Consider the following 24,179-nt stretch of genomic DNA (forward strand, 5'->3'; position numbering starts at 1 on the left):
AAATGTCAGGAGTGAATCATGGACAAGACTGCGAGTGGCTGGATCAGCGGATTTCTCGGCATATTGATTTTCAGCGGATCGCTGCCGGCAACGCGCGCGGCGGTGACGGGTTTCGATCCCGTTTTCCTCACGGTTGCGCGCGCCACGATCGCGGGCGCGCTGGCGCTTATCCTGCTGCTCGCCTTTCGCGAAAAGCGTCCGGCCTCCGTCGATCTCATATCGCTAGCGGTCGTAGCCCTTGGCGTTGTCATCGGCTTTCCACTGCTGACGGCGTTTGCTCTTCAGCACATCACCTCGGCCCATTCCACGGTCTTCATCGGCTTATTGCCGCTCTCGACGGCGATCTTCGGCGTGCTGCGCGGCGGCGAGCGACCGCGGCCGGTCTTCTGGCTGTTCTCCTGCCTCGGCAGCGCGCTCGTTGCCGGTTTCGCGCTCTCGCAGGCAAGTTCCGCCTCATCAGTAGGCGATCTGCTGATGCTCGCGGCCATCACCGTCTGTGGGCTCGGCTATGCGGAAGGCGCCCGGCTGTCGAGGAAGCTCGGCGGCTGGCAGGTCATCTCCTGGGCGCTGGTGCTGTCGCTACCCGTGATGCTCGCGATTGCGCTGCTCTTCCTGCCGGCCTCGTTCAGCCAGATCAGCGGGCCAGCGTGGATCGGATTAGGGTATGTGTCGCTGTTCAGCATGCTGATCGGCTTCATCTTCTGGTACCGCGGCCTTGCGCTCGGCGGCATCGCGGCGGTCGGGCAGCTGCAGTTGCTGCAGCCCTTCTTCAGCCTGGTGCTGGCGGCGACCCTGCTGCACGAAAGCGTCAGCGGCGTGATGATCGCGGTGACGCTGGCGGTCGTCGCCTGCGTGGCCGGCGCAAAGAAATTCGCCAAATAAAAAAGGGCGGAGCCTTTCGGCTCCGCCCCTAAGATACCGGCACCGGGGGGTCAGCGGCCGGTATCAAAGCTTTCATTCGGCAGCGAGAGGAATGATCTCCGCCGTATGCTCCTCATGCTGCGTCAGCGGACGGTTGCCCGAGAGGCGGCGAATGAGGACGTAGAAGACCGGCGTCATGAAGATGCCGAAGAAGGTGACGCCGATCATGCCCGAGAAGACGGCAACACCCATGGCAGCGCGCATTTCCGCACCTGCCCCGGTAGACGTCACCAGCGGCACGACACCCATGATGAAGGCCATGGAGGTCATCAGGATCGGGCGCAGACGCAGCCGGCTCGCTTCGATCGCCGCCTGGTAGGGCGTGCGGCCGTCGAATTCCAGCTCGCGGGCGAATTCCACGATCAGGATCGCGTTCTTCGCCGAGAGGCCCACCAGCACCATCAACCCGATCTGGGTGAAGATGTTGTTGTCGCCTCCTATCAGCCAGACGCCTGTCAGCGCGGCAAGCACGCCCATCGGCACGATCATGACGATCGCAAGCGGCAGAGCCAGGCTCTCATACTGGGCAGCCAGCACGAGATAGACCAACAGGAGCGCGAGCGGGAAGATGATGATACCCGAGCTGCCGGCGATGATCTGCTGATAGGTCAGATCGGTCCATTCGAAGCCGATGCCCTTCGGCAGCGTTTCATTGGCGATCCGCTCGACGGCGGCCTGAGCCTGACCCGACGAATAGCCCGGCGCCGGACCACCGTTGATATCGGCGGCGAGGAAGCCGTTATAGCGGGTCACACGTTCAGGACCGGCGGTCGACTTGACGTTCAAGAGAGCCGACAACGGGATCATCTGCCCCGAAGCCGAACGCACCTTAAGCTGGCCGATATCATCCGCATGCGAGCGGAACTTGGCATCGGCCTGAATGCGGACCGAGTATGTACGGCCGAAGGCGTTGAAGTCGTTCACATAGAGCGAACCCAGATAGATCTGCAGCGTATCGAAGACGTCGGTCACGGACACGCCGAGCTGTTCGGCCTTGGCGCGATCGAGGTCTGCATAGAGCTGCGGCACGTTGATCTGGTAACTCGAGAACAGGCCTGCTAGTTCAGGTGCCTGATAAGCCTTGGCAAGGAAGGCCTTGTTGGCTTCGTCGAGCGCCTGGTAGCCGAGACCGGCACGGTCTTCGATCTGGAGCTTGAAACCGCCCGTCGTGCCGAGACCCTGGACGGGCGGCGGCGGGAACATGGCGATGAAGGCTTCCTGGATCGCACCGAACTTCCTGTTCAGCTGCATGGCGATTGCGCCGCCCGAAAGATCAGGCGTCGTGCGTTCTTCGAACGGCTTCAACTTGACGAAGACGATACCGGCATTCGACGAGTTTGTGAAACCGTTGATCGACAGGCCCGGGAAGGCGATGGCGTGATCGACGCCCGGCTGCTTCATGACGATGTCGTTCATCTTCTGGACGACGTCCTCGGTGCGGTCGAGCGTGGCGCCATCAGGCAGCTGCGCGAAACCGATGAGGTACTGCTTGTCCTGTGCCGGCACGAAGCCGCCCGGCACTGCCTGGAACAGGAAGTAGGTCGCGCCGATCATCGCAAAGTAGACGATCATCACGAGGCCCTTGCCCGACAGGAGGCCGCCGACAGCCTTGCCGTAGCCGTTCGAGCCGGCATGGAACACTCGGTTGAAGCCGCGGAAGAACCAGCCGAGAACCCGGTCCATCGCACGCGTCAGCCAGTCCTTCGGCTCATGGTGGCCCTTCAGGAGAAGAGCAGCCAGCGCCGGCGACAGGGTGAGCGAATTGAAGGCGGAGATGACGGTCGAGATGGCGATCGTCAGCGCGAACTGGCGATAGAACTCGCCCGACAGGCCGGAGATGAAGGCGAGCGGAACGAAGACGGCGACGAGCACGAGCGCGATCGCGATGATCGGGCCGGACACTTCCTTCATCGCCCGATAGGTCGCATCGCGCGGGCTGAGGCCGTTTTCGATGTTACGCTCGACGTTTTCCACGACCACGATCGCGTCGTCGACGACGATACCGATCGCAAGCACCAGGCCGAAAAGGCTGAGTGCGTTGATCGAGAAGCCGAAGATATACATGACAGCGAACGTGCCGATGATCGAGACCGGAACCGCGATCAGCGGGATGATCGAGGCGCGCCACGTCTGCAGGAACAGGATGACGACGATAACGACGAGTGCGATCGCTTCGAGCAGGGTGTGAACGACCTTGTCGATCGAGGCACGGACGAACTGTGTCGTGTCGTAGACGATCTCGTACTTTACGCCATCAGGCATGGCCGCCTGCAGCTCGTTCATGGTCTTGATGACGTTGTCGGAGATCTCGATGGCGTTCGAGCCAGGCGCCTGGAAGACGGGAACGGCGACCGAAGCCTTGCCGTCGAGCAGCGAGCGCAGCGAATAGTCCGAAGCACCCATTTCGATGCGGGCAACGTCGCGAAGGCGAGTGATTTCGCCGTTGGAGCCGGACTTGACGATGATGTTGCCGAATTCCTCCGGCGTCGTCAGGCGGCCCTGCGCATTGACGTTGAGCTGGACATCGAGGCCCGGAATGTTCGGCGACGCGCCGATGATGCCTGCGGCGGCCTGAACGTTCTGCTGGCGGATGGCGTTGGCGATATCGTCAGCGGCAAGGTTGCGCTCGGCAGCCTTCTGCGGATCGATCCATACGCGCATCGAATAGTCGCCCGAGCCGAAGATTTCGACCTGACCGACGCCGTCGATGCGAGCCAGCCTGTCCTTGATGTTCAGGGTCGCGTAGTTGCGCAGATAGGTGATGTCGTAGCGATTGTCGGGCGAGATCAGGTTCACGACCATCATCAGGTCGGGCGAGCTCTTGACCGTGGTGATGCCGAGATCGCGGACGTTCTGCGGCAGACGCGGTTCAGCCTGGCTGACGCGGTTCTGCACGAGCTGCTGCGCCTTATCTGGGTCGGTGCCCAGCTTGAAGGTGACGGTCAGCGTCAAGAGGCCGTCCGAAGTCGCCTGGCTGTTCATATAGAGCATGCCGTCGACGCCGTTGATCTGCTCTTCGAGCGGCGTTGCGACCGTCTCGGCGATGACCTTCGGGTTGGCGCCCGGATATTGCGCCGTGACGACGATGGAGGGCGGCACGACTTCCGGATACTCGGAAATCGGCAGCAATTTCATGCCGATGAGACCGGCAACGACGATGAGGACCGATAGGACCCCGGCAAACACCGGGCGGTCGACGAAAAATCTGGAGATGTTCATATCTAACCCTCTCCGGGATGAACAACGGACACGACGTCTATGGCCGCGCGGCAAAAGACGCCACGGGCAAGACGAATTCAGGAATTGGATGACCGGGAGACTGAGCCTCCCGGCTGCGGTCGCTTAGTTTGCGGCGACCTTCTGTTCCGGCTGCGGATCGACGAGCGCACCGGGGCGCACGCGCTGCAAGCCGTTGGTCACGATGCGATCACCGGCGTTCAGGCCGCTTTCGACAATCCGCATGCCATCGCTGATGTCGCCGACCACGATCGGGCGATAGACGATCTTGTTATCGCCATCGACAACGAAGACGAACTTCTTGTCCTGGTCGGTGCCGATTGCCCGCTCGCTGATCAGAAGATGGTTCTCGGTCTTCGGCTGGCCCATTCGCACGCGAACGAACTGGCCCGGGATGAGGCGGCCATTGGCATTGTCGAAGACACCGCGGACGCCGACCGTGCCGCTTGCGGCATCGACTTCGTTGTCGATGAGTTGCAGCTTGCCCGAAATCGGTGTGCCATCATCGCTGGTCGTTCCGATCTGCACCGGGATCTGCTCGACCGGCGGCGCCGCATTGCCATCGGCCGGCAGCTGGGCCAGTGCCTGCGTCACCACCTGCTCGTTGGCGTTGAAGCTGGCATAGATCGGATTGACCGATACCAGTGTCGTAAGAGCCGGAGAAGCAGACCCTGCAGCAACGAGGTTGCCGACGGTGACAGCAATCTTGCCGACGCGGCCGGCAATCGGAGCGCGAACCTGGGTATAGTCGAGGTTCAGCTGGGCCGTCTGTAGTGCAGCTTGCGCAGCCTTCAGGTCGGCGTCAGCCTCGCTATAGGTGCCCGAACGCTGGTCGAGATCGCTCTGCGAAATCGTGCGGTTGTCGGAAAGCCGCTGGCCACGATCAAGCTCTACCTTGGCAAGGTCGAGCTTTGCCTTGGCGGCCGCAACCTGGGCCTGGGCCTGGGCGACGGATGCTTCATAGGGCGCCGGGTCGATGGTGAAAAGCAGGTCGCCCGGCTTCACCAGTGCACCCTCGCGGAAATGCACGGACTGGACAGCACCGGCAACCCGCGGGCGGACTTCGACGCGATCGATCGCTTCGAGGCGGCCCGAGAATTCCTGCCAGGCGGTAATGTCACGCGCCTGCACCGTTGCGACCGTCACCGGAATTGCCGGCGGAGCAGCAGCCGCAGTTTCGCTTGCAGCAGCGCCGCGTGGCAGGTCGAGATAGAATGCTGCGCCGGAAACTGACGCAACAACAGCTATGCTAGCGCCCCACAGGGCCCAGCGCTTGTCGTTGGACTTCATTGTGTTCTCTCCTTTTTCAGCCCCGACTTGGGAGGACCGGGACCGGAAATGAATTCGTATGTCTATGTGCCGGACATCATCCGGATATCCTGGACGAAGCCGCTGAACGACTGCCGGATTTTTTCCGGCCAGCGCGGCGTATCGTCCGATCGCCCACCATAAATTGTCGGCCAGCCGGTCCCGGCGGGGAAAACCTGCTGCAGGACCGATACGCCCGCCGATTTCAGGCGATCGCCGTATCCGATACCTTCGTCGCGGAGAGGATCGTCCTCCGCCGTCAACACCAGCGCCGGCGCAACACCGGCAAGCCGCGAACAGTAGCAGGGCGCTGCGTAGGGATGGCAAACGCCACCCAGGAACCCCAGATAATGGTTCCAACCTTCCGTCCAGCGCTCGCGCATGCCAGCCTCTTCGGCCTTCCTGAAAGACTTGGTCCCCATGAAGGGATCAAGCAGAGGCGAAATCAGGATCTGGCCATCGAGCTTGCCAGGCATCCCGTCACGCGCTTTCAGTGCGACACCCGCTGCCAGATTGCCACCCGATTCCTCACCGGCGACAAACAGCAGCGACTTCTTACCGCCCAGTTCACGCTTGCGGGCGAGATATTCCAGAACGCCGTAGGCATATTCGATTGCCTTCGGAAAACCGTTCTGGCTCGGTCCGCTGCAGTCTGCATCGACAACGATTGCGCCGGCATCAGCAAGACATTCCGCGACGGGACGGCCGATATTGACCGCGGTATCGAGGAAGGCGCCACCATGCAGATAAAGCACGATCGGCGCCGTCTTGTTATCCATCGCATCGCAAAAGACGCGGGCGGAAACGGGGCCAGTGGCCACGCCTTCCAGTACTACTTCCTTAAAAGGGGCACGCATCGAGGGGCTCCCATACAGAGGCGATCAACCAGCCAAAGGTCATTCTGCCTCATCACTTGACCAGAACATATTGTTATTCCGTTTTGAGAATAAGTACCCTATATTCGATCAGACTGTTCAAGTTCACGAACAATGAGCATCTTTCAAACGGCCTCAGGGATTATTACAGGATGGACCAGCTTTCAGCCATGCGCGCCTTTGCCCGCGTTGTCGAAACGGGTAACTTTACGCGCGCCGCGACAACCCTCTCCATGCCGAAGGCGACTGTAACGACGCTTATCCAGTCTCTCGAAGCGCATCTTCACACCAAGCTTTTGAACCGCACGACGCGCCGGGTGATGGTGACTACCGATGGGGCGCTCTATTACGAGCGCGCCGTGCAGATCCTCTCCGAAATAGAGGAACTCGACGGCAGCGTCAGCAGTTCCCAGAGCCTGCCGAGCGGGCGTCTGCGCGTTGAAATGGCCGGTGCCTTTGCCGACCAGATCGTCATTCCGGCGCTCTGCGATTTCCATCTGCGCTATCCTGACATCCATATCGACCTGGGTGTCGGCGACCGGCTCGTGGATTATCTGGCAGAAAACGTCGACTGCGCGCTGCGTGCAGGCATGCCTTCGGACCAGTCGCTGATTGCGCGCCGCGTGGCGGAGGTCAACCTCATCACCTGTGCCTCTCCCCTCTATATCGAAAAGTTCGGCATTCCCGAGCGGCCGGAAGACCTGGAAACGCCGGCCCATCATGCCGTCAGCTATTTCCGCGCCCAGACAGGACGAACGATTCCATTCGAGTTCAATCGCGGCAACGAGGCGCTTGAAATATCTCCGCGCTATGTGGTGTCCGTCAATGACAGCCGGAGCTATGTTTCGGCGGCCATGACCGGGCTTGGCGTCGTGCAGGCTCCCGGCTTCATGATCCGCGAGGCCTTGGCCGAGGGCAAGCTGGTCCGCATCCTGTCCGAGTGGCAGCGCAGTCCCCTTCCCCTTCACATCGTCTATCCGCCGAACCGCCATCTCAGCAACAAGGTGCGCGTCTTCGTCGATTGGCTGGCGAAATTGCTGGTGACATCAAAGGTCGGAGAAATCTGAATTTTCCAAGCCCACTTGAATCGAATAGGAACAAGCCCCAGTTCAAGTTTCCACATTAGTTCACAGGCGTAATCCGCTTGTGCGATTTGCGACAGCACGACGATCTGTATAATTCATTTCTAATTTAACAATTCCTGACATCGGCGTGTAACGCAATGGCTGTAGAACGGCAGCCAGAGCAGAGGTGACCTATGATGACCGATCTCACAATTTCCGACGCTGTCGACGATCCGATGATCGCGATGATGCTGGACGCCGATCATATTTCGCGGCGTTCATTCGCTCAGTTCCTTGAGAGTGCAGCGCGCGTTCTTGGACGCGGCGACGCATCTTCCCTCAAGATGAACCACTATGCCGTGTCGCAGACCTTGGCACACCTGCCCCATGCGAACCGGCCGGACGCTGCCATCGCCTGATTTTCAAGGCAATCGAAGCCGCGTTGAGTTCCATGCTCCTTAAGGGCTAACCCTTCATCTGCGTCGGGCTCATTCCCGTCAACCGGTGAAACATGGCGATAAATGCGGAGGCGTTGCTGTACCCCAATTGCCGCGCAATCTCCTGTACGGGCTGTCCGGCGTCGAGCAAGGCCAGCGCGGCGATCAATTTCATGCGCTGGCGCCATTCGTTGAACGACATTCCAAGCTCATCTTGACAGCGTCTTGAGAGCGTCCTTTCGGTCGTTTTCACCATTCGCGCCCATTCCGCAAGCGATCGCCGGTCGCCCGGATGTTCCTGTAGCGACCGCAGGATCGGGCCGAGCAGGGCATCGCTGGATAGCGGAAGATAGCTATCGAAACGGCGTGCGAGCCTGATCTGATCGACCAGCACTTGCGCGAGCCGCAGGTCTTCCGCGGTCTCCGGCGCTGTGACATCCCTAGAAGCAAAGTCGGCAAGGATTGCCTTTAGGAGCGGGCTGATGCTGAGCGTTGAGGTTGTCGCCGGCAGGTCGGCACATAGCGCCCGCTCGACATAGATGGTGACATAGCGGATGTCGTGCTGGTTCCAGGCATCGTGCAGCGTATCGGGCGGCAGCCAGATAGCATAATGCGGCGGCGAGAGATAGCGCACGCCCTCCACGTTGAATTCGACGACACCGACGAGAGCATAATTGAGTTCGCCCCAATCCTGTCGCGCCGGCGGAAATCGCGTACCGCCCTTGTAATTCTCAGTTCTGAAGGAGACCGGCTTCGGTGGATCCCCTTGCGTGCGTGGCGCGCTACTCTTCATGTCTGCATTCCGACAGGCATTGTCCGAAAATCGTTATATACCTGAAATCGGACAAAGAGTAAAAGCGCATCCGAAAGACAATCCGCCCGCCTCTTCGATGCCGACGAGTATGGGCGCAACGAGATTGCGATCATGAGCACCCAAGCCAACCCAGCTGCTTCGAGCCCCTCCTCCGCGATGGCCCCCTCCTCGACGATAGGAACGACGCTTGCGCCGCTTCTGACCGTGCTCATCTGGTCCGGCAACGTGATCGTGACAGAGGCTGCCGCGGGGGTCATCTCGCCGGGGTCGATCTCCTTTTACCGCTGGTTTCTGGCCTTCATCGTTCTGCTGCCTTTCGTCGCCAAAGGCGTATGGGAGCGACGCGCCGTGCTTGTCCACCATTGGTGGAGGCTCGCCTGCCTCGGCGCGCTCGGCATGGTCATCTATCAGAGCCTTGCCTATGAGGCCGCCAAGACGACGACGGCCGTCAACATGGGCGTGATGCTGGCCCTCATGCCGCTGCTTTCTACCCTGCTTGCCAGCATCCTCGCCGGCGAGAGATTGACGACCGGCCGCATTCTGGGTGGCGTCGTCTCCCTGGCCGGCCTTATCTACCTGACCTCGCACGGCGCTCCCGCAAGCTTGCTGACGGGCGGTTTCCATAGTGGTGACGGGATGATGCTGGTGGCAGTGCTCGCGAACTCGCTCTACGGCGTCATGCTTCGGCGCTGGACCATTCCGCTCACCATGTGGCAGCAGCTTTTCTGGCAGATCGGCTTTTCGACATTGCTTCTGCTGCCGATCTGGCTGATGGGCACGATCTCCCCGATCACATCGGCCAACCTGCCGCTCGTCCTTTACGCTGCGATCCCGACCTCCCTGCTGGCGCCGCTATGCTGGATGATCGGCATCCAGAAGCTGGGTGCCGCGCGCACCTCGCTGTTCATCAATCTGCTTCCGATCGTCGTTGCAGCACTCGCCTGGGGCATCCTCGGCGAACAGCTCTTCTCCTATCACTTCATCGGCGGCGCACTCGCGCTGATCGGCGTCGGTCTCGGCCTGCGCGAGGCAAAGGTGGCAAGAGGAGAAACGGTCGAAGGAGGCGATCTGGCAGCCTGGGAGACAGAAGAGCTGTAAGTATGGCCGCCGCCGATATTCCGGTTCCGGGTGGCACGCTCACCAGTTTCCAGGATCCGCAGTGTGATCGACCGCAGCGAATTCCTCCGCCTTTTCGCGATCGAGTTTTATATCGGTCGTCAGCTTTGTCTCATCGCTCACCGAATAGCGGATCGGTACCGGTCCCTTGGTCAGCTCCTGATACATCAAGAGGGCGGCCTCCTCCGCGGTATCCGCTTCGATCTCCTGCGTGACCGCCACCGTGAACTTGTGCATGGTCCTGACCTCCATTTCCGATGATTTCGAACGCACCGGCCGGCGTTCGCGTTTTGCCTGCTACATATCTGAGCGCACATGATAAGGCCCACGCACGTCTCGGTATAGCCGGCGCGATCATCGCGGCTAACGGTCGCGCAAAATCTGTCCTTCGCCCAAGGCCTCATGTAGATTTGCTGTCACTCGCCGGGGGTATAGCCGAGGATGAAATCCTAAAAAGGAGGGAAGAGATGCAGCAGATCCTGATCGTCGGCGCCGGGCCGGTGGGCCTCACCATGGCGGCGGAATTGGCGCGCTATGGCGTTCCGGTCCGTCTCATCGATCGCAGCCCGGAACCGACGCGGACATCAAAGGCATTGGCCGTCTGGTCGCGAACCCTCGAGCTCATGGACCGCATGGGCTGCACACAGGCTTTCCTCGACAAGGGACTGCGTGCTCAGCGCGCCTCGATGCGCAGCGGGGGCCGCGTTCTCGGCCACACCGATTTCGACGAGATCGCAAGCGCCTATAACTATGCCCTGATGATCCCGCAAAGCGATACGGAAGGCCTGCTCACCGCTCACCTCTCAAGCTTCGGCGTGACCGTCGAACGTCAGGTTGAACTCATCAGCTTTGCGGATGGCAGCGACCACATGGAAGCAACCTTGCGCCATGCCGACGGCAGGCAGGAGAACGTCCAAACACCGTGGCTCATCGGCTGCGACGGAGCCCATAGTGCCGTTCGGCACGGGCTCGGCGTCGAATTCCGCGGCTCCGCCCAGGGCGACGACTGGATGCTGGCCGACGTGCGGCTCGAAGGTGATGCGGCACCCGCCGGGGACGAGATCTCGACCTATCTTCACCGCGACGGGCCTTTCGTGATCTTCCCGATACCGGGCGGTCGCGTGCGCGTGATCGCAACCGTCGGCAAGACCGACCCGACGCATCCGCGCCCCGATCCGACCCTCGCCGACGTTCAGTCCATGATCGACAGTCGCGCCGGCGGCGGCTTTCGGCCGACCGATCCGGTCTGGCTTTCCAATTTCCGGATCAACGAGCGCAAGGTCTCCGACTACAGGCGCGGACGGGCTTTCCTCGCCGGCGACGCCGCGCATGTGCACAGCCCGGCAGGCGGCCAGGGGATGAATACCGGCATGCAGGACGCGATCAACCTCGCCTGGAAATTAGCGATGGTCATGCGCGAACAGGCCGATAGCTCGCTGCTCGACAGCTATAGTCCGGAACGGACCGTTGTCGGAGATATGGTGCTGCGTAACGCCACCCTGCTCACCGATATCGGAACGCTCAGTAACCCGGCAGCTCAGGCGCTGCGCAATCTCGCCTTCCATACCCTGCTCGGCTTCCAGATGGTTCGCAACAAGATGGCGGCGACCATGAGCGAGATCGAGATCGAATATACAAGAAGCCCGCTGTCCCATGGCCGGGGAGCCGGCGCACGGCTTGCACCGGAACAATATGCCGGCGCTCCTCCCGGCGCCGGCAGCGAGCCGCGTTTCGTACTCTATGCAACCGACGGGAAAAAAGGTGCCGAGCTGACAGCTCGATATCCGCATCTGCTGGCCGCCGACCCGAGAACCCCTCCACACGAAGAGACGCTGCTCATCGTGCGTCCCGATGGCTATATCGGCCTCTCGACACGCGAAGATGGCTGGGAAGAGGCGGAAAGCTATTTAGCGGGGCTCGCGGCCAAGATAGCAACATCCGGCGCTTGATGCGCCGGTTGTTTATTATTCGGGCAGTTCGTTCCTGTTCGAGCTATACCCGGCGCATCAGGCGCGCGACGAGCGACACGATGAACAGCACCAGGAAGATGAAGAACAGAACCTGAGCGATCGATGCCGAAGCACCGGCAATACCACCGAAGCCAAGTACACCGGCAATCAGGGCAACAACGAGGAATACCAAGGCATAATAAAGCATTTGCGATCTCCTTTGCGTCTGCTGCGAAGATAACGGAGACCTGCGAAATTGGTTCCCGATTGCTTCAACGCAAGGACGAAAGATCGCCGGCCAGCATAGTCGCCGGCCGCAGCTGGACTTGAAGAACGGGCAATCAGCCGAACTGAAGATTGCTCCGGAATGCCCGGTCGCCGTCATTCGGCATCGGCGGTTCGGCCGCATCCAGATAGAATTTGGCAGGCGCCGTCAGGACGAACCAGATGCTGCCGCCGAGCAGGAACGCCGCACCGACCGGATCGCTCGTATGCGCCAGGAACGGCAGGCAGGCGGATGTGAAGAGAACCATGACCCTCAGCGCCCACTGGGCCTCGCGGTTGAAAATCGCCCGCGCCCTCAAGGTCTTGTACTCCCGTGCGCCGTAGCCCTGCCCGCCCCGCCGCGAAGAGGAAATCAGCCGCCATGCCGACGGCAGCGCCAGCATGAGAAGTGCTGCGACACTGAGGACAAGCGCGCGGCCATCCAGAAAATGCCCGCTGATAACTAGCAGAAAGGCAAGAACGACGATATTCCAGACCGGCTCCAGCCGTTCCGGCGGCTGTCCGGTATAGAGATGCCAGGCCCGAAGCGACCCAGCCGCGCCATCCAGCAAAGGATGGTCGATATAGCGATTGATCCAGTTCATGCCCGATACGGTTCCCTATTGCAGGAATGCGGGAACACCACGGAATTTGGTCATCATCGTGGCGAGAACGGGCAAAGATTACCGATCATGAATATTCCGGGTCACGCTTGCATGATTGCATCACGCCAACCGGCCGAATTCATCTCCCGGGATCCTTCAGCGACACGTTGGCCCCGTACCCGCCGTCGGCTTCCTTTGCTGGTACCGATATGCCAGATTGCCGGGAATTCGGGGCGAGGCACCAATGGGTCGATACGATTTTCCACGAAACATATTTCAAACATTGCTTGCCGCCACATTTCTCGTCTTCGCCAGCTCCGCCGAAGCTTTGGCGACAGACAGAACGATCTACCTGACCTTCGATGACGGCCCCCTGCCCGGCACGGAGAATGTCCTCTCCGTCCTGAAGCAGGAAAACGTGCCCGCCGCCATGTTCATGGTCGGCCTTCATGTCGAGACCAGTCCTCGGGGGCGCGAGCTGTTGGCACAAGCCAAGGCCTTGCCTTTGGTGACATTGGGGAACCACAGCTACACCCACGCCAATAACCGTTACAGGGTGTTTTATTCCAACACCCGGGCTGTCGTTTCCGACATGCTGCACGCCAATCAGGTGCTTGGCCTCTCGCCGATCGTCAACGCACGATTGCCGGGACGCGATGTCTTCCGCCTGCCGCATATTGCCACCGAAGACCTGTCGATCAATGTCGCCGAATGGCAGCGGGAATGGCTGGACTACGAACTCGTCTCCGAGGCCGGGTTCTATCTTTACGGATGGGATTTCGAGTGGATCCACAGCAACGACGGCAAGCCCGTTCAGTCGGTCGATACGCTCGTGAGCGAAATCGACCATCTTTTCCGCTACAATAAGTTCGTCCGACCAGGAAAGATGATCCTACTGATGCATGACGAGATGTTTCAGGACCAGTTCAACGGACGAGAAAAACTGGCCGCATTGATCGATGCCTTGAAACAGCGCGGTTACGCTTTCGGGGATATCGGCAGTTACCATCAGTAGGCAGCCAGTGCTTCAGAATTCGCTCAACTGCTCTGTTCCCTCCGGCTATCCTTCGATCTAGGATGACGTTTCGAATTGAATCGCCTGCGGAGAAGGACTGACAGCATGCGCATTGCATTGGAGCCCGTATCCTCCCGAACGACCATCCAGGAGGGCGTCTACCAGCAATTGCGCAACGCGTTGATGGCCGGCAACTTCGATCCGGGCCAGACGCTGACGATCGCCTCGCTCGCCGAAACCTTCGGCACAAGCAACATGCCGGTGCGCGAAGCCTTGCGCAGGCTTGCGGCGGAAAATGCGCTTGAAGTGGCCCCGAACGGCTCGGCGCGCATTCCGATGGTGACACGCGCGCGGCTCGACGATCTCTGCCGGGCGCGCATCGCCGTTGAAGGATTGGCGACTGAACTCGGCGTGCCGCACCTCACGGCCAGGGATATCGAAAAGCTGGAGACGATCGCCGCCGAGCAGCATGCGATCGGCCGCAACAGCAACGTCTACGAGCTGATGGCGAAGAACCAGCAATTCCATTTCACCATCTACGGCGCCTCGGGCTCCGAAGTGCTGCTGCAGCTGATCGAGACGCTGTGGCTTCGCTTCGGCCCCTACATGCGCATGCTTTCCGCCTCGGTCGAGCCGTTGATGAGAAGCGGCGAGATCGATCCCGCGGACCCGCACCTGCCCATCATCGACGCTCTGAAGGCCGGCGATGTGACACGAACCCGCGACGCAATAGTCAACGATATCCGCCGCACGCACGAGATTTTACGGGACTATTGCCCGGCAACCGAAGAGGAGCAGCGCCTCAAGAGCCCCGCCTCCGGATTGCGGCGCTGAGCAGACTTTCGATTATCGCTGCCGAATAGCCTTCAGCGCGGGCGCTTCACCACGCCCTTTTCCTCTTCATCATCGCTTTCAGCCCGGCAGCGCTTTCGTCATTGACCGGCGTGTAGACGATCATCCGATCGTTATGGCCAGGGGTGGACCACCAGTTGTTGGATTGCAGGGTGAGAATGGATCCATCGGGCGCGCGGAAGAGCTTCACCATATTCTCGACCCCACGCAGCTGATATTGCTGCCAGGTGGTGCGGAAATGCTCGGATGCAGCCAGATAGCGTTCCAGCTGACGCTCCCACAAGGGATCGTCGAGATGTTCCCCCATGGAGGCGCGAAATAGGGCGGCCATGTTGGCGACCACCTCTTCCGGGTTCACAAGGCTGGCGCGCCATGCCGGATTTATCAGGGCAAGATAGATGCAGTTTCGGTCCTCCGGCGGGATGGCGTTGAGATTGACGCCGACCAGACGGCAATAGGCCTCGTTGAAGCCGCGAATATTGTAACGCTTGGTCTGGATAAGCGCCGGATAGGGACAGAGCTGATCGAGGATGGCCTGACTGGACGCGGAAAGCGGCTCGCAGACGGAAGACGGCGCCGACAGGGGCGATGCGGACAGGCCAGCCAGCCTGAACAGATGCTCGGTCTCGACATCGGTGAAATCCAGCGCCTGCGCCACCGAACGGAGAACGCGCGGCGAAACCTTGATGGGACGCCCCTGCTCCAGCTTGGTGTACCAAGTAATTCCGATAGCCGCGCGCGTCGCAACCTCTTCCCGCCGCAATCCCGGCGTACGGATGCGGCCGCTGCGCGAAAGGCCAAGGCTGTTGGGATCGAGGCTTTCCCGCCGCCGGCGCAGCATATCGCCGAGCTCCTGCGCCCGCGACGAGGCGTAATTGAGATCTACATCGAACATTCCGTGCATGCGAGCCTCCAGCCTGGCATTATTTATACCAGTCTAACCACGGGTCTTGTACCAGTCTAACATTGGTATAGAAAGCGGGAAACCGCTATTTTCCATTTCCCCCTAGAGGTCGCCATGTCTTCCGCGAAAATCAGCCTTGGCCAGTTCGGCCTTGTGATTTTGCTCGCCGGCCAGCTGCTGTTGCAGCTGGATTTTTCCATCATCAACGTCGGCCTTGCCGCCATATCCGCCTCCCTCAAAGCCAGCGAAACCGAGCTCGAACTGTTCGTTTCGGCCTACGGCCTCGCCTTTGCAATTTGCCTCGCCATGGGCGCGCGCCTGGGTGACAATTTCGGTCGCCGGCGGATCTTCGCCATCGCTGTCGTGATGTTCGGGCTCGCCTCGCTTTTGTGCGGAGTGGCAAACTCGGTCATGTTTCTGGTCGCCGCACGCGCCTTGCAGGGCCTTGCCGCAGCACTGATGGTGCCGCAGATCCTTGCCACCATCCATGTGACGCTGAGCGGGCGGGATCACGCGCGCGCCGTCGCGCTCTATGGCGCAATCGGCGGCCTCGCCTTCATCGTAGGCCAGGTGCTGGGAGGCTTCCTGATCTCGGCGAATATCGCCGGCTCCGGTTGGCGCAGCATCTTCCTGATCAACCTTCCCATCTGCGTGCTGATTCTCTTGTGTGTCTGGCGTCAGGTGCCCGAGACGCGCGGCCAGAGGAATGTGCCGGTGGATTGGTCCGGCACTATCACGCTCGCCCTGTTGACGCTGTCGATCCTGCTGCCGACGGCGCTCGGCCCCTCGCTGCACTGGAGCTGGACCTGCCTGCTCGGCTACGTGCCGATCCTGCCGCTGACCGCGCTGCTCTGGCGGATAGAGCGCCGCAAGGAAGAGCGCGGCAGCTTCCCGATCCTGCCACCCTCGCTGGTGCGCATATCCAGCATGCGTTTTGGCGGGCTGATCGCGATCATCTTCTTCACGTCGTGGAGCGGTTTCATGTTCGTGTTTGCCTTGACGCTGCAAAGCGGCGCGGGCTTGACGCCCCTACAATCCGGCGATGCCCTGATCGCGCTGGGCGCCTCCTATTTCCTCTCCGCCGTCGTCGTGGTGCCGCGGCTTTCCGACGTCCGCCGCGAAGCCGTGCTGGTCGCCGGCTGCCTGATCCAGATGGTGGGGCTCTGCCTGCTCATCGTCACGCTGGAATGGGTCTGGCCGAACCCCGGTCTCGTCAACCTCATTCCCGCGACCGCCCTGATCGGCTTCGGCCAGGCATTCATCGTCAACTGCTTCTACAGGGCAGGTCTTGCCGATGTGCCGCACGAGCATGCCGGCTCGGGCAGCGCAATGCTGGCCACCATGCAGCAGGTCTCGCTTGGCCTCGGGCCGGCGATACTCGGCGCGGTCTTTGCCGAGACGTTGCAGCATTCGAACCTTTACCTGACCGCCGGCATCACAACCATCATGGTAGAGCTGGGCCTGATGGTCATCCTCCTGGCCGCAGCCATCCACCGGCTCCTTAGCCAGCGGGGAGTAGCGCCGGTCTCCGCAGAGGTCGAAGCGATGATCGTGGTGCCGGAATAAATAGCGGCAACGCTTCGGCGAACGCGCCGGCTGACGTTTCGAAAGACGTCAGCCGGCGCTCGCCGAAGCTAGAGTCCAGCTGGGACGAATGCAGATTGTCCTAGTCCAAAATCTCGAGCGTAAACGCAAAGCGGGCCTTTGCACCCGGCGCCAGGGTCTGGCTGTAGGGGCGATTTGCAAGGTCGTTTGAACCGCCGAGTTCGGCCGCCGTGCCATGCCATGGTTCGATGCAAAGGAAGGGCGCGCCCGGCTTCTGCCACAGCGCAAGGTTCGGCAGGTTTTCGAAGCTGAAATGCATCGCGGGACCGCCCTCTGCGGCATAGCGCAGGCCGTTGCCGGCGCCCTGCGGAAAAATCATCGCATCTTCGTTGAACATCGAATGATCCAGCACCAGCCGGCCAGCCGCAAAGGGCGAAGGCAAGGTGCCCGGACGCACCAATCCACCCTCCAGCCGCGCCAGCGCCGGCTCTGCACCGTTGTCGAGCGTGACCGTGTGAACCGTGCCCGCCGAGGCGCCCGGCAAGGGCCAGGCAAAGGCCGAATGGAACCCGAGCCCGAACGGCATCGGCTTTTCGTCGCGATTGGTCACTTCGGCCGAAACCGTTAGCGAACGGCCTTCAACGGCATGCTCTACGGCAAGAAGGAATTCGAAAGGATAGACTGCCCGCGTGGCATCCGACGCGGCGAGTTCGTAGCGACACATGGTCGGTGAGGAACCCGCAAGCACAAATTCGCTTCTGCGGGCAAAGCCGTGCTGGCCCATCGAATAGGCCTTGCCGTCGATCGTAACCGTATCTTCCGGCGCCCTGCCAACCATCGGAAACAGGATAGGCGAACGACCGGTCCAGAATGCCGCATCGCCGTTCCACAGCCAGGAGCGGCCGTCCTTGGTGGTCAGCGCCTGCATTTCGGCGCCGAGAGAGGAGACATCGACGGTAAGATATTCGTTCCCGATCCGGCTTGGAGTTGACATCGAGTGTCCTTTCACGTTGCTTCGCTTCTGCATCGAACCATATCGCCAGCCATCAGGGATTTCCATCATGCAAGTCCCCTCACAGGCAGATAGCGGATCTTCGCCGCACGCCGTTACCAACGGATGACACGAATTTAGTTGAACTATAAAATATCTTGTGATCAAATGATCAACATTGGCGATCGGCGTCTTGTTCCGCGCCTTCACATTCCGTTTCCAAGTCCAAAGAGGCCCCGCCCATGAGCGCTTCCCCATCCGCAAAGTTCACCGGCCAGAACAGCTTCCCCGTCGATGAGATCCGCGCCATGTTCCCGGCGATCCAGAAGGCCGGCGACTTCGTCTTCCTCGACAATGCCGGTGGCGCCCAGGTGCCGCAGTCGGTCGTCGATGCCGTCGCCGAACATCTGGTCGACTACAACGTCCAGCGCATGGCGAAATATCAGCACAGCCAAGGTGTCGACCGCAACCTCGACGAAGGCCGCGAAAGCGTAGGCCTGCTGGTGAACGCTTATCGCCCGGAGGAAATCTCCTTCGGCCTCAACGCCACCTCCTTCATCCGCCTCGTCAGCCTCGGCATCGCCAAGATGCTGAAGGAGCGCAACGAAATCGTCGTGACCGACATGGACCACGACGCCAACATCGCCACCTGGCTGGCGCTGGAAGCCGATGGCGCCAAGATCGTCTGGTGGCGCATGCGCGAGGACGGCACGCTTCACACCGAGGACCTGAAGCCGCTTGTCAACGACACGACCCGCCTCGTCGCCTGCACCGTCACCGCCCATTCGATCGGCACCATCGTCGACGTCAAGACCGTCGGTGAAATCGCCCATGCCGCCGGCGCCGAAGTCTTCCTCGACTGCGTTCATTACGGCCCGCACGGCCTGATCGACGTTCAGGACTGGAAATGCGACTATCTCGTCTGCTCGGGCTACAAGAATTTCTCGCCGCACATGGGCTTCCTCTGGGGCCGCTATGACGCGCTGGTCAAGCTGCCGACCTTCAAGGAAGACTTCATTCCCGACGTTCCGCCCTACAAGATCGAGGTCGGCACCTTCACCTATGAAAACGTCGCCGGCATGAACGCCGCCGTGAAATATCTCGAAGCCCTCGGCCGCCGCTTCCTGCCGACTGGAGAACATTCCCGCCGCGACGCTCTGGTCGCTGCCATGGGCGCGATCCGGGAATATGAAATGACGCTTTCGCGCGAATTGCTGTCGATCCTCAAGCGCCATGGCGCTGTCATCTATGGCATATCCGATGAAGACAAGGTTGCCGGCCGCGTACCGACGATCTGCTTCAACATCCCCGGCATCACGCCGCAGGATATTGCCAAGGAAATGGGCGAAGCCCGCATCGGCCTGCGCGACGGACACATGTTCGCCCCGCGCCTGATGAAGCGCCTCGGCCTGACGATGGAACAAGGCGCCCTGCGCATCTCCATGGTCCACTACAACAAGGTCGAGGAAGCAGCCCGCTTCGACAAGGTCCTCGGCGACATCATCGCGCGGCGCAAATAAGCCGCGTGTCTGAAGCGGTGGCGAGCGCCCGAACAACTCTCGCCACCGCATTCTCTCCCCGCTCCGCCGCATCTCACCCGCATCCCACGACAAACGGCGATTGACTTCCCCGATCAAATCAGAACATTGCACGAACGATCATCCGGGAAGAACATCGTGGCAAATGCGGAAAAATTCATAGTCATCCCCTACCGCAAGAACCGCGGCAATCTGGTGCCCGGCGAAATGCGCCAAGCATCGAATGCCGTCAGTGCCGAGAAAATCGCATTGTCGATGTCGGAACGTTTCGTCGGCGTTGCCGCCTATGCCGTCATCGTGGACGAAGAAAGCGGTGACATGTCTTCGCCGCGCCTGCTCGCCCAATTCGGCGAGATCGCCGACATCAACGGCGGCTAACAGCGCCATCTCCGCAAAGAATGCGGAGAATAAGCCCCGTAATCTCCGCATGCCTAGCCACGATAACCGGCATTTTTCAGGATCGGCAGCACCCGGTCGCAGAAATAGGGAAGCTCCTGCGTGTAGTTCACGAAGGAGAGCGCGATGCCGGCATAGCCTTGTTCGGCGATCGCGATCATCTCCGCAGCGATCTTGTCCGGAGTGCCGATCAGCGGATAGCTGCCCGCGCCGCCGGCGAAGCGCTGACGATAGCGGTCATAGGCGTCACGGTCGTGCGATTGCGAGAATTCCTTCTTTCCGGCCATGTGGTCATCGACGGCGGCGTGGTCGGCCATGGTGACGGCATAGCGGGTGTAATAATCCTCCGCCTCGGTCTGGGTTTCGCGGCAGACCACGTGGCAGACGGTATAAACACCGACCTCTCGCCCCTGCTTTGCCGAGCGTTCACCGATATCGGCCACATGCTTTCCGGCGTCTGATATCTCGGTGAAAGTAGTGAAAAGATAATCGCAATGGCCGGCCGCGAAATCCCGTCCCGGGCCGCCGAAGGCTGCATTCATCGTCACCGGACGCGGGGTCTGCAGGCTTGCCGGGCGGCTCACTGCCCCCTGAAGTTTGTAATAGCTACCGTTGAAATCCACCGGCTCGTCTGACGCATAGACCCGCTCGACGATATCGAGCCATTCGGCCGCCTGGTCATAGCCCTTCTCGACCAGCGGCACGCCGAACATGCCGAATTCCTTTGGATTCCAGCCGCAGACGATGTTGAGCCCTGCCCGCCCCTGGCTGACGTGATCGACGGTTGCGAGCGACTTGGCCGCATAAAGCGGATGCAAGAGCGGGACGTGCACCGTCATGAAAAGACCGATCTGTTCGGTCGCGGCCGCCAGTGCCGCGGCCCAAGTGAAGGTTTCGAACGACCATTCCCGAACCCGGTTCTTGCCGCCGAAGCCGCGCCAGCGGGCGATCGGCAGGAAGAATTCAAGGCCCGCGCGGTCGGCTATCTGGGCCGCGGTCAGATTGTCCTGCCAGCTCGCTATCCAGCGCTCCGGCACGTCGGTGATGGCAAGGCCGCCATCGGCATTGGCCGAGAAGACACCGAGCTTCAGCCGGTTGGAACCCTTGAGCGGATGTTGTTTGATCATGCCTGCGCCTCCTCTAGCCTGCCGTCAGAACGGTACGGTCCGCCAAGAATATTTCAAGCATAAAATAGATTGAGACTTCGCATCGATTACCTTTGGCGCTATCCCTTACCGAAAGGAATATCGATTTTCGAAGGACCGCCCATGAGCAATTTCCGTCAGCAATGCCTCAACCGCGACCTGCTCGTCGGCCCCTTCGCCGCAATCCCCCACCCCGTCGCGATCGAGGTGACGGCGCAGGCCGGACCGGATTTCCTCTGCATCGACTGGGAGCATTCGCAGATCAGCCGCGAGCGGATCGAGGACCTGATCCGCGCCGCCGATGTCCATCGCGTTCCAGCCATGGTTCGCGTTCCCGGTCACGGACAGGAGCAGATTGCGGCGGTATTGGATGCCGGCGCGGCGGGCGTGCTGGTACCGCGGGTATCATCTGCGAAGGAGGCAAAAGCCGCCGTCATGGCGACTCGCTATCCGCCGATCGGCAACCGCGGCGTCGGCCCTGGCCGCGCAGCCGCCTACGGCTACCGCATTCCCGATTATCTCGCGAAAGCCAATGAAGAACTGGTTCTTGCCATTCAGGTCGAAACCGCAGACGGCCTTGCCAACATTGCCGAGATCGCCGCGGTCGAGGGTGTGGACATCATTTTCATCGGCCCCGGCGATCTCTCCGTCTCCATCGACGCCATGGGTCCGGCAGGCAAAACGAAGCTTGACGAAGCCATCCACACCATCGCGCGAACAGCGCTCGATACGGGCCGAACCGTCGGGATATTCCGCCCCTCGCCGGATGATATCGCGGAGTGGTCGAATGCCGGGATCAGCTTCTTCATGTTGGCGAGCGATACGATGTTCCTGGGGGCCTCGCTTGCATCGGGACTGGCACAGGCGCGCCATCTCGGCACCAAACCAATATCAGCATAAAACTGAAATAATTCAGAATGTTATATGAAGATAAGCGAACGATAAAATATATCTCGAAGGGAGATTTTTTAAGCTTAAACTTTTTCTCTTGAAATGCCGTCGATTTTGGATAACCATTCCAAATAAGGAGCGCTCGGACCGTCGCCGTGAGCGGCGGGCGATAGTTTTCATGTCAGGCTTTCAGGGAAAGTTCATTGTCCTTTCAACCGCCTTATAGCGCCGAGACTGACGGCGCCCGCCATGCCTTCGAGGGCATTCGCGCGCAGATCCGCGACCTGCATACGGAAAACATCGCCGAGCTTGCCATGCGCGCCCGCGAACTCGGCGGCGTCATCCCACTATGGTATGGCGAAGGCGACATGGTCACTCCCGCCTTCATCCGCGAGGCGGCGAAGCAGGCGCTCGACGACGGCGCGACCTTCTACATCCCGAACATGCGTGGCTACGGCCCGCTGAACGAGGCGCTGTCGGAATATCAGTCGCGCCTGCACGACTGTTCAATCCCGATCGAGCGCACGACGATCGCGCCGGGTGGCATGCAGGCGCTCTATATAGCGCTGGAGCTTCTGGTCGACGTCGGCAGTAACGTCGTCTATGTCGCGCCGCAATGGCCGAACATCCACAATGCCATCCACCTGATCGGCGGCGAGCCACGCCCCGTCGCACTCGATTTCGACACCGACTGGCGCCTCGACCTCGACAAGCTTTTCGCCCGTTGCGACGCCCGCACGCGGGCGATCTTCCTTTCGACGCCGTCGAACCCGACCGGCTGGACCGCCAGCCTCGAGGAGATGAAGGCGCTGCTCGATTTCAGCCGCCGCACCGGCATCTGGATCATCTCGGACGAGGTCTACGGCCGCCTCTATTTCGACGGCCTGGTCGCGCCTTCGATCCTGCAGATCGCTGAGGATGGCGATCGCGTCATCTCGATCAACAGCTTCTCCAAGGCCTGGGCGATGACCGGCTGGCGGATCGGCTGGCTGACGCATCCGTCCGGCGTCGCCGACCAGCTCGCCGCCATGACGCAGTATATCAACAGCGGCACGGCGGGTATGGTGCAGGCCGGTGCATTGGCTGCGATCCGCGATGGCGAACCGCTGGTCGAGGAAATCCGCACGAAGATCAAGGCCGGCCTCGATCTTGCCTATGAAAAGCTGCCGCAGATCCCGGGCATGATCCTGCCGGACAAGCCCCGCGGCGGCATGTATGCCTTCTTCGCGCTCGAAGGCGAGACAGATGCGCGCGCCGCCTGCGCCCGCATTCTCGATAGCGCGCGCGTTGGCCTCGCCCCCGGTTATCTTTTCGGAGATAGCTCGCGCGCCTTCCTGCGCATGTGTATCTTCAGGGACATCGGACAAATCCGAACAGCGCTCGATCGCATGGTCGACGCCATGAAATGACGGTCGCCCTCGCGGCGGCCGGCGATACCCCGTGGAGATCGTGTCTGCGGGTCAAAACCAGAGGGAGACTAACGAATGAACTTTACACGTCGCAATCTTCTGGCGCTTGCAGCCGCCGTCGGCATCGCCGGCGGTGCTTCCTGTGCCTATGCTGCCGACACGCTGAATGTCGGCTCCTACCCGAATAACCCGCCCTTCGAATACAAGACCGACAGCGGCAGCTTCGAAGGCTTCGAGGTCGACATCGTCAATGAGGCCGCCAAGCGCGCCGGTATGACGACGAACATTGCAGATTACGGCTTCCAGGCACTCTTCGCCGCTACTAGCTCCAAGCGCATCGACGTCGCGATCTCCTCGATCACGATCACGCCCGAGCGCCTGAAGTCGCAGTCCTTCACGCAGCCCTATTACGATTCCGACATGGGCGTCGCCACCAAGGACGGCAGCGCCGTCAAGGGCATCGCCGATCTCAAGGGCAAGACCGTTGGCGTTCTCTCCGGCTCGACCGGCGAAAAATGGGTCAACGACAACAAGGCGGCCAACGGCTTTGCTGACGTAAAGGGCTATAACAGCCAGCAGGACATGTTCCTCGATCTCGGCGCAGGCCGTGTCGACGCCGTCGTCAGCGACGTTCCCGGCATGCAGTACCTCTTCGTGAAAATGAAGGGCTTCGCGATCAAGGACCGCATCAAGACCGGCGAACAGTACGGCCTGATGATGACCAAGGATTCGCCGCTGGTCACCAAGATCAACGACGCCATCACGTCCATGAAGAAGGACGGCACGATGGATAAGATCCACCAGAAGTGGTTCGGCAATCCCGCTCCCGCAGGATCGTCCACCGTTACGGAAGCTCCCATCCCGAAGGCGTGATCAAAAGATCAATGTGCAAAACATTGTGCC

At 60.8% G+C, this 24,179-nt stretch carries 23 protein-coding genes; 13 read left to right on the forward strand and 10 right to left on the reverse strand.

The window, feature by feature from the left end; translation table 11 throughout:
- Window positions 1-18: 18 nt before the first annotated feature.
- Window positions 19-882 (forward strand): DMT family transporter, encoded by an 864-nt coding sequence (locus DTW90_RS03785; protein ID WP_149336515.1) that lies wholly within the window; start codon window positions 19-21, stop codon window positions 880-882.
- A gap of 72 nt (window positions 883-954) precedes the next feature.
- Here DTW90_RS03785 and DTW90_RS03790 read toward each other — a convergent pair whose 3' ends face one another.
- The 3 genes from DTW90_RS03790 to DTW90_RS03800 form a co-directional block, all read right to left on the reverse strand.
- Window positions 955-4,140 (reverse strand): efflux RND transporter permease subunit, encoded by a 3,186-nt coding sequence (locus DTW90_RS03790; RefSeq protein ID WP_149336517.1) that lies wholly within the window; start codon window positions 4,138-4,140, stop codon window positions 955-957.
- Between the two features lie 123 nt (window positions 4,141-4,263).
- The gene (locus DTW90_RS03795) at window positions 4,264-5,448 is read right to left on the reverse strand and encodes an efflux RND transporter periplasmic adaptor subunit (protein ID WP_149336519.1); all 1,185 of its coding nucleotides are present in this window, start codon (window positions 5,446-5,448) and stop codon (window positions 4,264-4,266) included.
- 62 nt (window positions 5,449-5,510) lie between these two features.
- Entirely contained in the window at window positions 5,511-6,323 is an 813-nt protein-coding gene (locus DTW90_RS03800) for an alpha/beta hydrolase (RefSeq protein ID WP_132518572.1), read from the reverse strand.
- Between the two features lie 170 nt (window positions 6,324-6,493).
- On the opposite strand from DTW90_RS03800, the gene DTW90_RS03805 reads away from it, so the two are divergent.
- A complete protein-coding gene (locus tag DTW90_RS03805) occupies window positions 6,494-7,408 on the forward strand; it encodes a LysR family transcriptional regulator (RefSeq protein WP_132518570.1) in 915 nt (304 codons plus the stop codon).
- A gap of 194 nt (window positions 7,409-7,602) precedes the next feature.
- Window positions 7,603-7,824, forward strand: coding sequence for a hypothetical protein (locus DTW90_RS03810; protein ID WP_149336521.1), 222 nt, complete (start codon window positions 7,603-7,605; stop codon window positions 7,822-7,824).
- Between the two features lie 46 nt (window positions 7,825-7,870).
- On the opposite strand, the gene DTW90_RS03815 is transcribed toward DTW90_RS03810, so the two are convergent.
- Window positions 7,871-8,635, reverse strand: coding sequence for a helix-turn-helix transcriptional regulator (locus tag DTW90_RS03815; protein WP_149336523.1), 765 nt, complete (start codon window positions 8,633-8,635; stop codon window positions 7,871-7,873).
- A gap of 132 nt (window positions 8,636-8,767) precedes the next feature.
- Between DTW90_RS03815 and DTW90_RS03820 the strand changes: the two genes are divergently transcribed.
- Window positions 8,768-9,754 carry a DMT family transporter gene (locus tag DTW90_RS03820; protein WP_149336525.1) on the forward strand — a complete coding sequence of 329 codons (987 nt, stop codon included), beginning with the start codon at window positions 8,768-8,770 and terminating at the stop codon, window positions 9,752-9,754.
- Between the two features lie 39 nt (window positions 9,755-9,793).
- Here the strand turns inward: DTW90_RS03820 and DTW90_RS03825 are convergent, their stop codons facing one another.
- Window positions 9,794-10,009 (reverse strand): hypothetical protein, encoded by a 216-nt coding sequence (locus tag DTW90_RS03825; protein ID WP_132518562.1) that lies wholly within the window; start codon window positions 10,007-10,009, stop codon window positions 9,794-9,796.
- A 20-nt stretch (window positions 10,010-10,029) separates the two neighbouring features.
- Here DTW90_RS03825 and DTW90_RS03830 point away from each other — a divergent pair, with 20 nt between their 5' ends.
- Entirely contained in the window at window positions 10,030-11,721 is a 1,692-nt protein-coding gene (locus tag DTW90_RS03830; protein WP_149336527.1) for an FAD-dependent monooxygenase, read from the forward strand.
- A gap of 43 nt (window positions 11,722-11,764) precedes the next feature.
- On the opposite strand, the gene DTW90_RS03835 is transcribed toward DTW90_RS03830, so the two are convergent.
- A complete protein-coding gene (locus DTW90_RS03835) occupies window positions 11,765-11,929 on the reverse strand; it encodes a DUF1328 domain-containing protein (protein WP_132518558.1) in 165 nt (54 codons plus the stop codon).
- A gap of 133 nt (window positions 11,930-12,062) precedes the next feature.
- Window positions 12,063-12,590 carry a hypothetical protein gene (locus DTW90_RS03840; protein ID WP_132518556.1) on the reverse strand — a complete coding sequence of 176 codons (528 nt, stop codon included), beginning with the start codon at window positions 12,588-12,590 and terminating at the stop codon, window positions 12,063-12,065.
- Between the two features lie 244 nt (window positions 12,591-12,834).
- Between DTW90_RS03840 and DTW90_RS03845 the strand changes: the two genes are divergently transcribed.
- Window positions 12,835-13,605: a polysaccharide deacetylase family protein gene (locus DTW90_RS03845; protein ID WP_149336529.1), complete on the forward strand. Its 771-nt coding sequence runs from the start codon at window positions 12,835-12,837 to the stop codon at window positions 13,603-13,605.
- 105 nt (window positions 13,606-13,710) lie between these two features.
- Window positions 13,711-14,439 carry a GntR family transcriptional regulator gene (locus tag DTW90_RS03850; RefSeq protein WP_149336531.1) on the forward strand — a complete coding sequence of 243 codons (729 nt, stop codon included), beginning with the start codon at window positions 13,711-13,713 and terminating at the stop codon, window positions 14,437-14,439.
- A 46-nt stretch (window positions 14,440-14,485) separates the two neighbouring features.
- On the opposite strand, the gene DTW90_RS03855 is transcribed toward DTW90_RS03850, so the two are convergent.
- Window positions 14,486-15,361, reverse strand: coding sequence for a helix-turn-helix transcriptional regulator (locus tag DTW90_RS03855; protein ID WP_149336532.1), 876 nt, complete (start codon window positions 15,359-15,361; stop codon window positions 14,486-14,488).
- A gap of 114 nt (window positions 15,362-15,475) precedes the next feature.
- Here DTW90_RS03855 and DTW90_RS03860 point away from each other — a divergent pair, with 114 nt between their 5' ends.
- Window positions 15,476-16,927, forward strand: a complete 1,452-nt coding sequence (locus tag DTW90_RS03860) for an MFS transporter (protein WP_149336534.1) — start codon at window positions 15,476-15,478, stop codon at window positions 16,925-16,927.
- A gap of 100 nt (window positions 16,928-17,027) precedes the next feature.
- Here DTW90_RS03860 and DTW90_RS03865 read toward each other — a convergent pair whose 3' ends face one another.
- Window positions 17,028-17,900 carry an aldose 1-epimerase family protein gene (locus tag DTW90_RS03865; protein WP_149336536.1) on the reverse strand — a complete coding sequence of 291 codons (873 nt, stop codon included), beginning with the start codon at window positions 17,898-17,900 and terminating at the stop codon, window positions 17,028-17,030.
- A 239-nt stretch (window positions 17,901-18,139) separates the two neighbouring features.
- Here DTW90_RS03865 and DTW90_RS03870 point away from each other — a divergent pair, with 239 nt between their 5' ends.
- The gene (locus DTW90_RS03870) at window positions 18,140-19,417 is read left to right on the forward strand and encodes a cysteine desulfurase-like protein (protein ID WP_149336538.1); all 1,278 of its coding nucleotides are present in this window, start codon (window positions 18,140-18,142) and stop codon (window positions 19,415-19,417) included.
- 156 nt (window positions 19,418-19,573) lie between these two features.
- Window positions 19,574-19,813 carry a hypothetical protein gene (locus DTW90_RS03875; RefSeq protein WP_132518542.1) on the forward strand — a complete coding sequence of 80 codons (240 nt, stop codon included), beginning with the start codon at window positions 19,574-19,576 and terminating at the stop codon, window positions 19,811-19,813.
- A 53-nt stretch (window positions 19,814-19,866) separates the two neighbouring features.
- Here the strand turns inward: DTW90_RS03875 and DTW90_RS03880 are convergent, their stop codons facing one another.
- Window positions 19,867-20,958, reverse strand: coding sequence for an LLM class flavin-dependent oxidoreductase (locus DTW90_RS03880; RefSeq protein ID WP_149336540.1), 1,092 nt, complete (start codon window positions 20,956-20,958; stop codon window positions 19,867-19,869).
- Between the two features lie 141 nt (window positions 20,959-21,099).
- On the opposite strand from DTW90_RS03880, the gene DTW90_RS03885 reads away from it, so the two are divergent.
- From DTW90_RS03885 to DTW90_RS03895, 3 genes are all read left to right on the forward strand, one after another.
- The gene (locus tag DTW90_RS03885) at window positions 21,100-21,876 is read left to right on the forward strand and encodes an aldolase/citrate lyase family protein (RefSeq protein ID WP_149336542.1); all 777 of its coding nucleotides are present in this window, start codon (window positions 21,100-21,102) and stop codon (window positions 21,874-21,876) included.
- Window positions 21,877-22,070: 194 nt separating this feature from the next.
- Window positions 22,071-23,276, forward strand: coding sequence for a pyridoxal phosphate-dependent aminotransferase (locus DTW90_RS03890; protein WP_149336544.1), 1,206 nt, complete (start codon window positions 22,071-22,073; stop codon window positions 23,274-23,276).
- Between the two features lie 75 nt (window positions 23,277-23,351).
- Window positions 23,352-24,149: an ABC transporter substrate-binding protein gene (locus DTW90_RS03895; protein ID WP_132518534.1), complete on the forward strand. Its 798-nt coding sequence runs from the start codon at window positions 23,352-23,354 to the stop codon at window positions 24,147-24,149.
- Window positions 24,150-24,179: the final 30 nt, after the last annotated feature.

The organism is Neorhizobium sp. P12A (genome assembly GCF_008365395.1).
Classification (GTDB): domain Bacteria; phylum Pseudomonadota; class Alphaproteobacteria; order Rhizobiales; family Rhizobiaceae; genus Rhizobium.

What these genes read in the sequence shown, in the direction of transcription:
- DTW90_RS03785 (WP_149336515.1), top strand. Translation starts at nt 19, where the DNA reads ATGGACAAGACTGCGAGTGGCTGGATCAGCGGATTTCTCGGCATATTG.
- DTW90_RS03790 (WP_149336517.1), bottom strand. Translation starts at nt 4,140, where the DNA reads ATGAACATCTCCAGATTTTTCGTCGACCGCCCGGTGTTTGCCGGGGTC.
- DTW90_RS03795 (WP_149336519.1), bottom strand. Translation starts at nt 5,448, where the DNA reads ATGAAGTCCAACGACAAGCGCTGGGCCCTGTGGGGCGCTAGCATAGCT.
- DTW90_RS03800 (WP_132518572.1), bottom strand. Translation starts at nt 6,323, where the DNA reads ATGCGTGCCCCTTTTAAGGAAGTAGTACTGGAAGGCGTGGCCACTGGC.
- DTW90_RS03805 (WP_132518570.1), top strand. Translation starts at nt 6,494, where the DNA reads ATGGACCAGCTTTCAGCCATGCGCGCCTTTGCCCGCGTTGTCGAAACG.
- DTW90_RS03810 (WP_149336521.1), top strand. Translation starts at nt 7,603, where the DNA reads ATGACCGATCTCACAATTTCCGACGCTGTCGACGATCCGATGATCGCG.
- DTW90_RS03815 (WP_149336523.1), bottom strand. Translation starts at nt 8,635, where the DNA reads ATGAAGAGTAGCGCGCCACGCACGCAAGGGGATCCACCGAAGCCGGTC.
- DTW90_RS03820 (WP_149336525.1), top strand. Translation starts at nt 8,768, where the DNA reads ATGAGCACCCAAGCCAACCCAGCTGCTTCGAGCCCCTCCTCCGCGATG.
- DTW90_RS03825 (WP_132518562.1), bottom strand. Translation starts at nt 10,009, where the DNA reads ATGCACAAGTTCACGGTGGCGGTCACGCAGGAGATCGAAGCGGATACC.
- DTW90_RS03830 (WP_149336527.1), top strand. Translation starts at nt 10,030, where the DNA reads ATGATTTCGAACGCACCGGCCGGCGTTCGCGTTTTGCCTGCTACATAT.
- DTW90_RS03835 (WP_132518558.1), bottom strand. Translation starts at nt 11,929, where the DNA reads ATGCTTTATTATGCCTTGGTATTCCTCGTTGTTGCCCTGATTGCCGGT.
- DTW90_RS03840 (WP_132518556.1), bottom strand. Translation starts at nt 12,590, where the DNA reads ATGAACTGGATCAATCGCTATATCGACCATCCTTTGCTGGATGGCGCG.
- DTW90_RS03845 (WP_149336529.1), top strand. Translation starts at nt 12,835, where the DNA reads ATGGGTCGATACGATTTTCCACGAAACATATTTCAAACATTGCTTGCC.
- DTW90_RS03850 (WP_149336531.1), top strand. Translation starts at nt 13,711, where the DNA reads ATGCGCATTGCATTGGAGCCCGTATCCTCCCGAACGACCATCCAGGAG.
- DTW90_RS03855 (WP_149336532.1), bottom strand. Translation starts at nt 15,361, where the DNA reads ATGCACGGAATGTTCGATGTAGATCTCAATTACGCCTCGTCGCGGGCG.
- DTW90_RS03860 (WP_149336534.1), top strand. Translation starts at nt 15,476, where the DNA reads ATGTCTTCCGCGAAAATCAGCCTTGGCCAGTTCGGCCTTGTGATTTTG.
- DTW90_RS03865 (WP_149336536.1), bottom strand. Translation starts at nt 17,900, where the DNA reads ATGTCAACTCCAAGCCGGATCGGGAACGAATATCTTACCGTCGATGTC.
- DTW90_RS03870 (WP_149336538.1), top strand. Translation starts at nt 18,140, where the DNA reads ATGAGCGCTTCCCCATCCGCAAAGTTCACCGGCCAGAACAGCTTCCCC.
- DTW90_RS03880 (WP_149336540.1), bottom strand. Translation starts at nt 20,958, where the DNA reads ATGATCAAACAACATCCGCTCAAGGGTTCCAACCGGCTGAAGCTCGGT.
- DTW90_RS03885 (WP_149336542.1), top strand. Translation starts at nt 21,100, where the DNA reads ATGAGCAATTTCCGTCAGCAATGCCTCAACCGCGACCTGCTCGTCGGC.
- DTW90_RS03895 (WP_132518534.1), top strand. Translation starts at nt 23,352, where the DNA reads ATGAACTTTACACGTCGCAATCTTCTGGCGCTTGCAGCCGCCGTCGGC.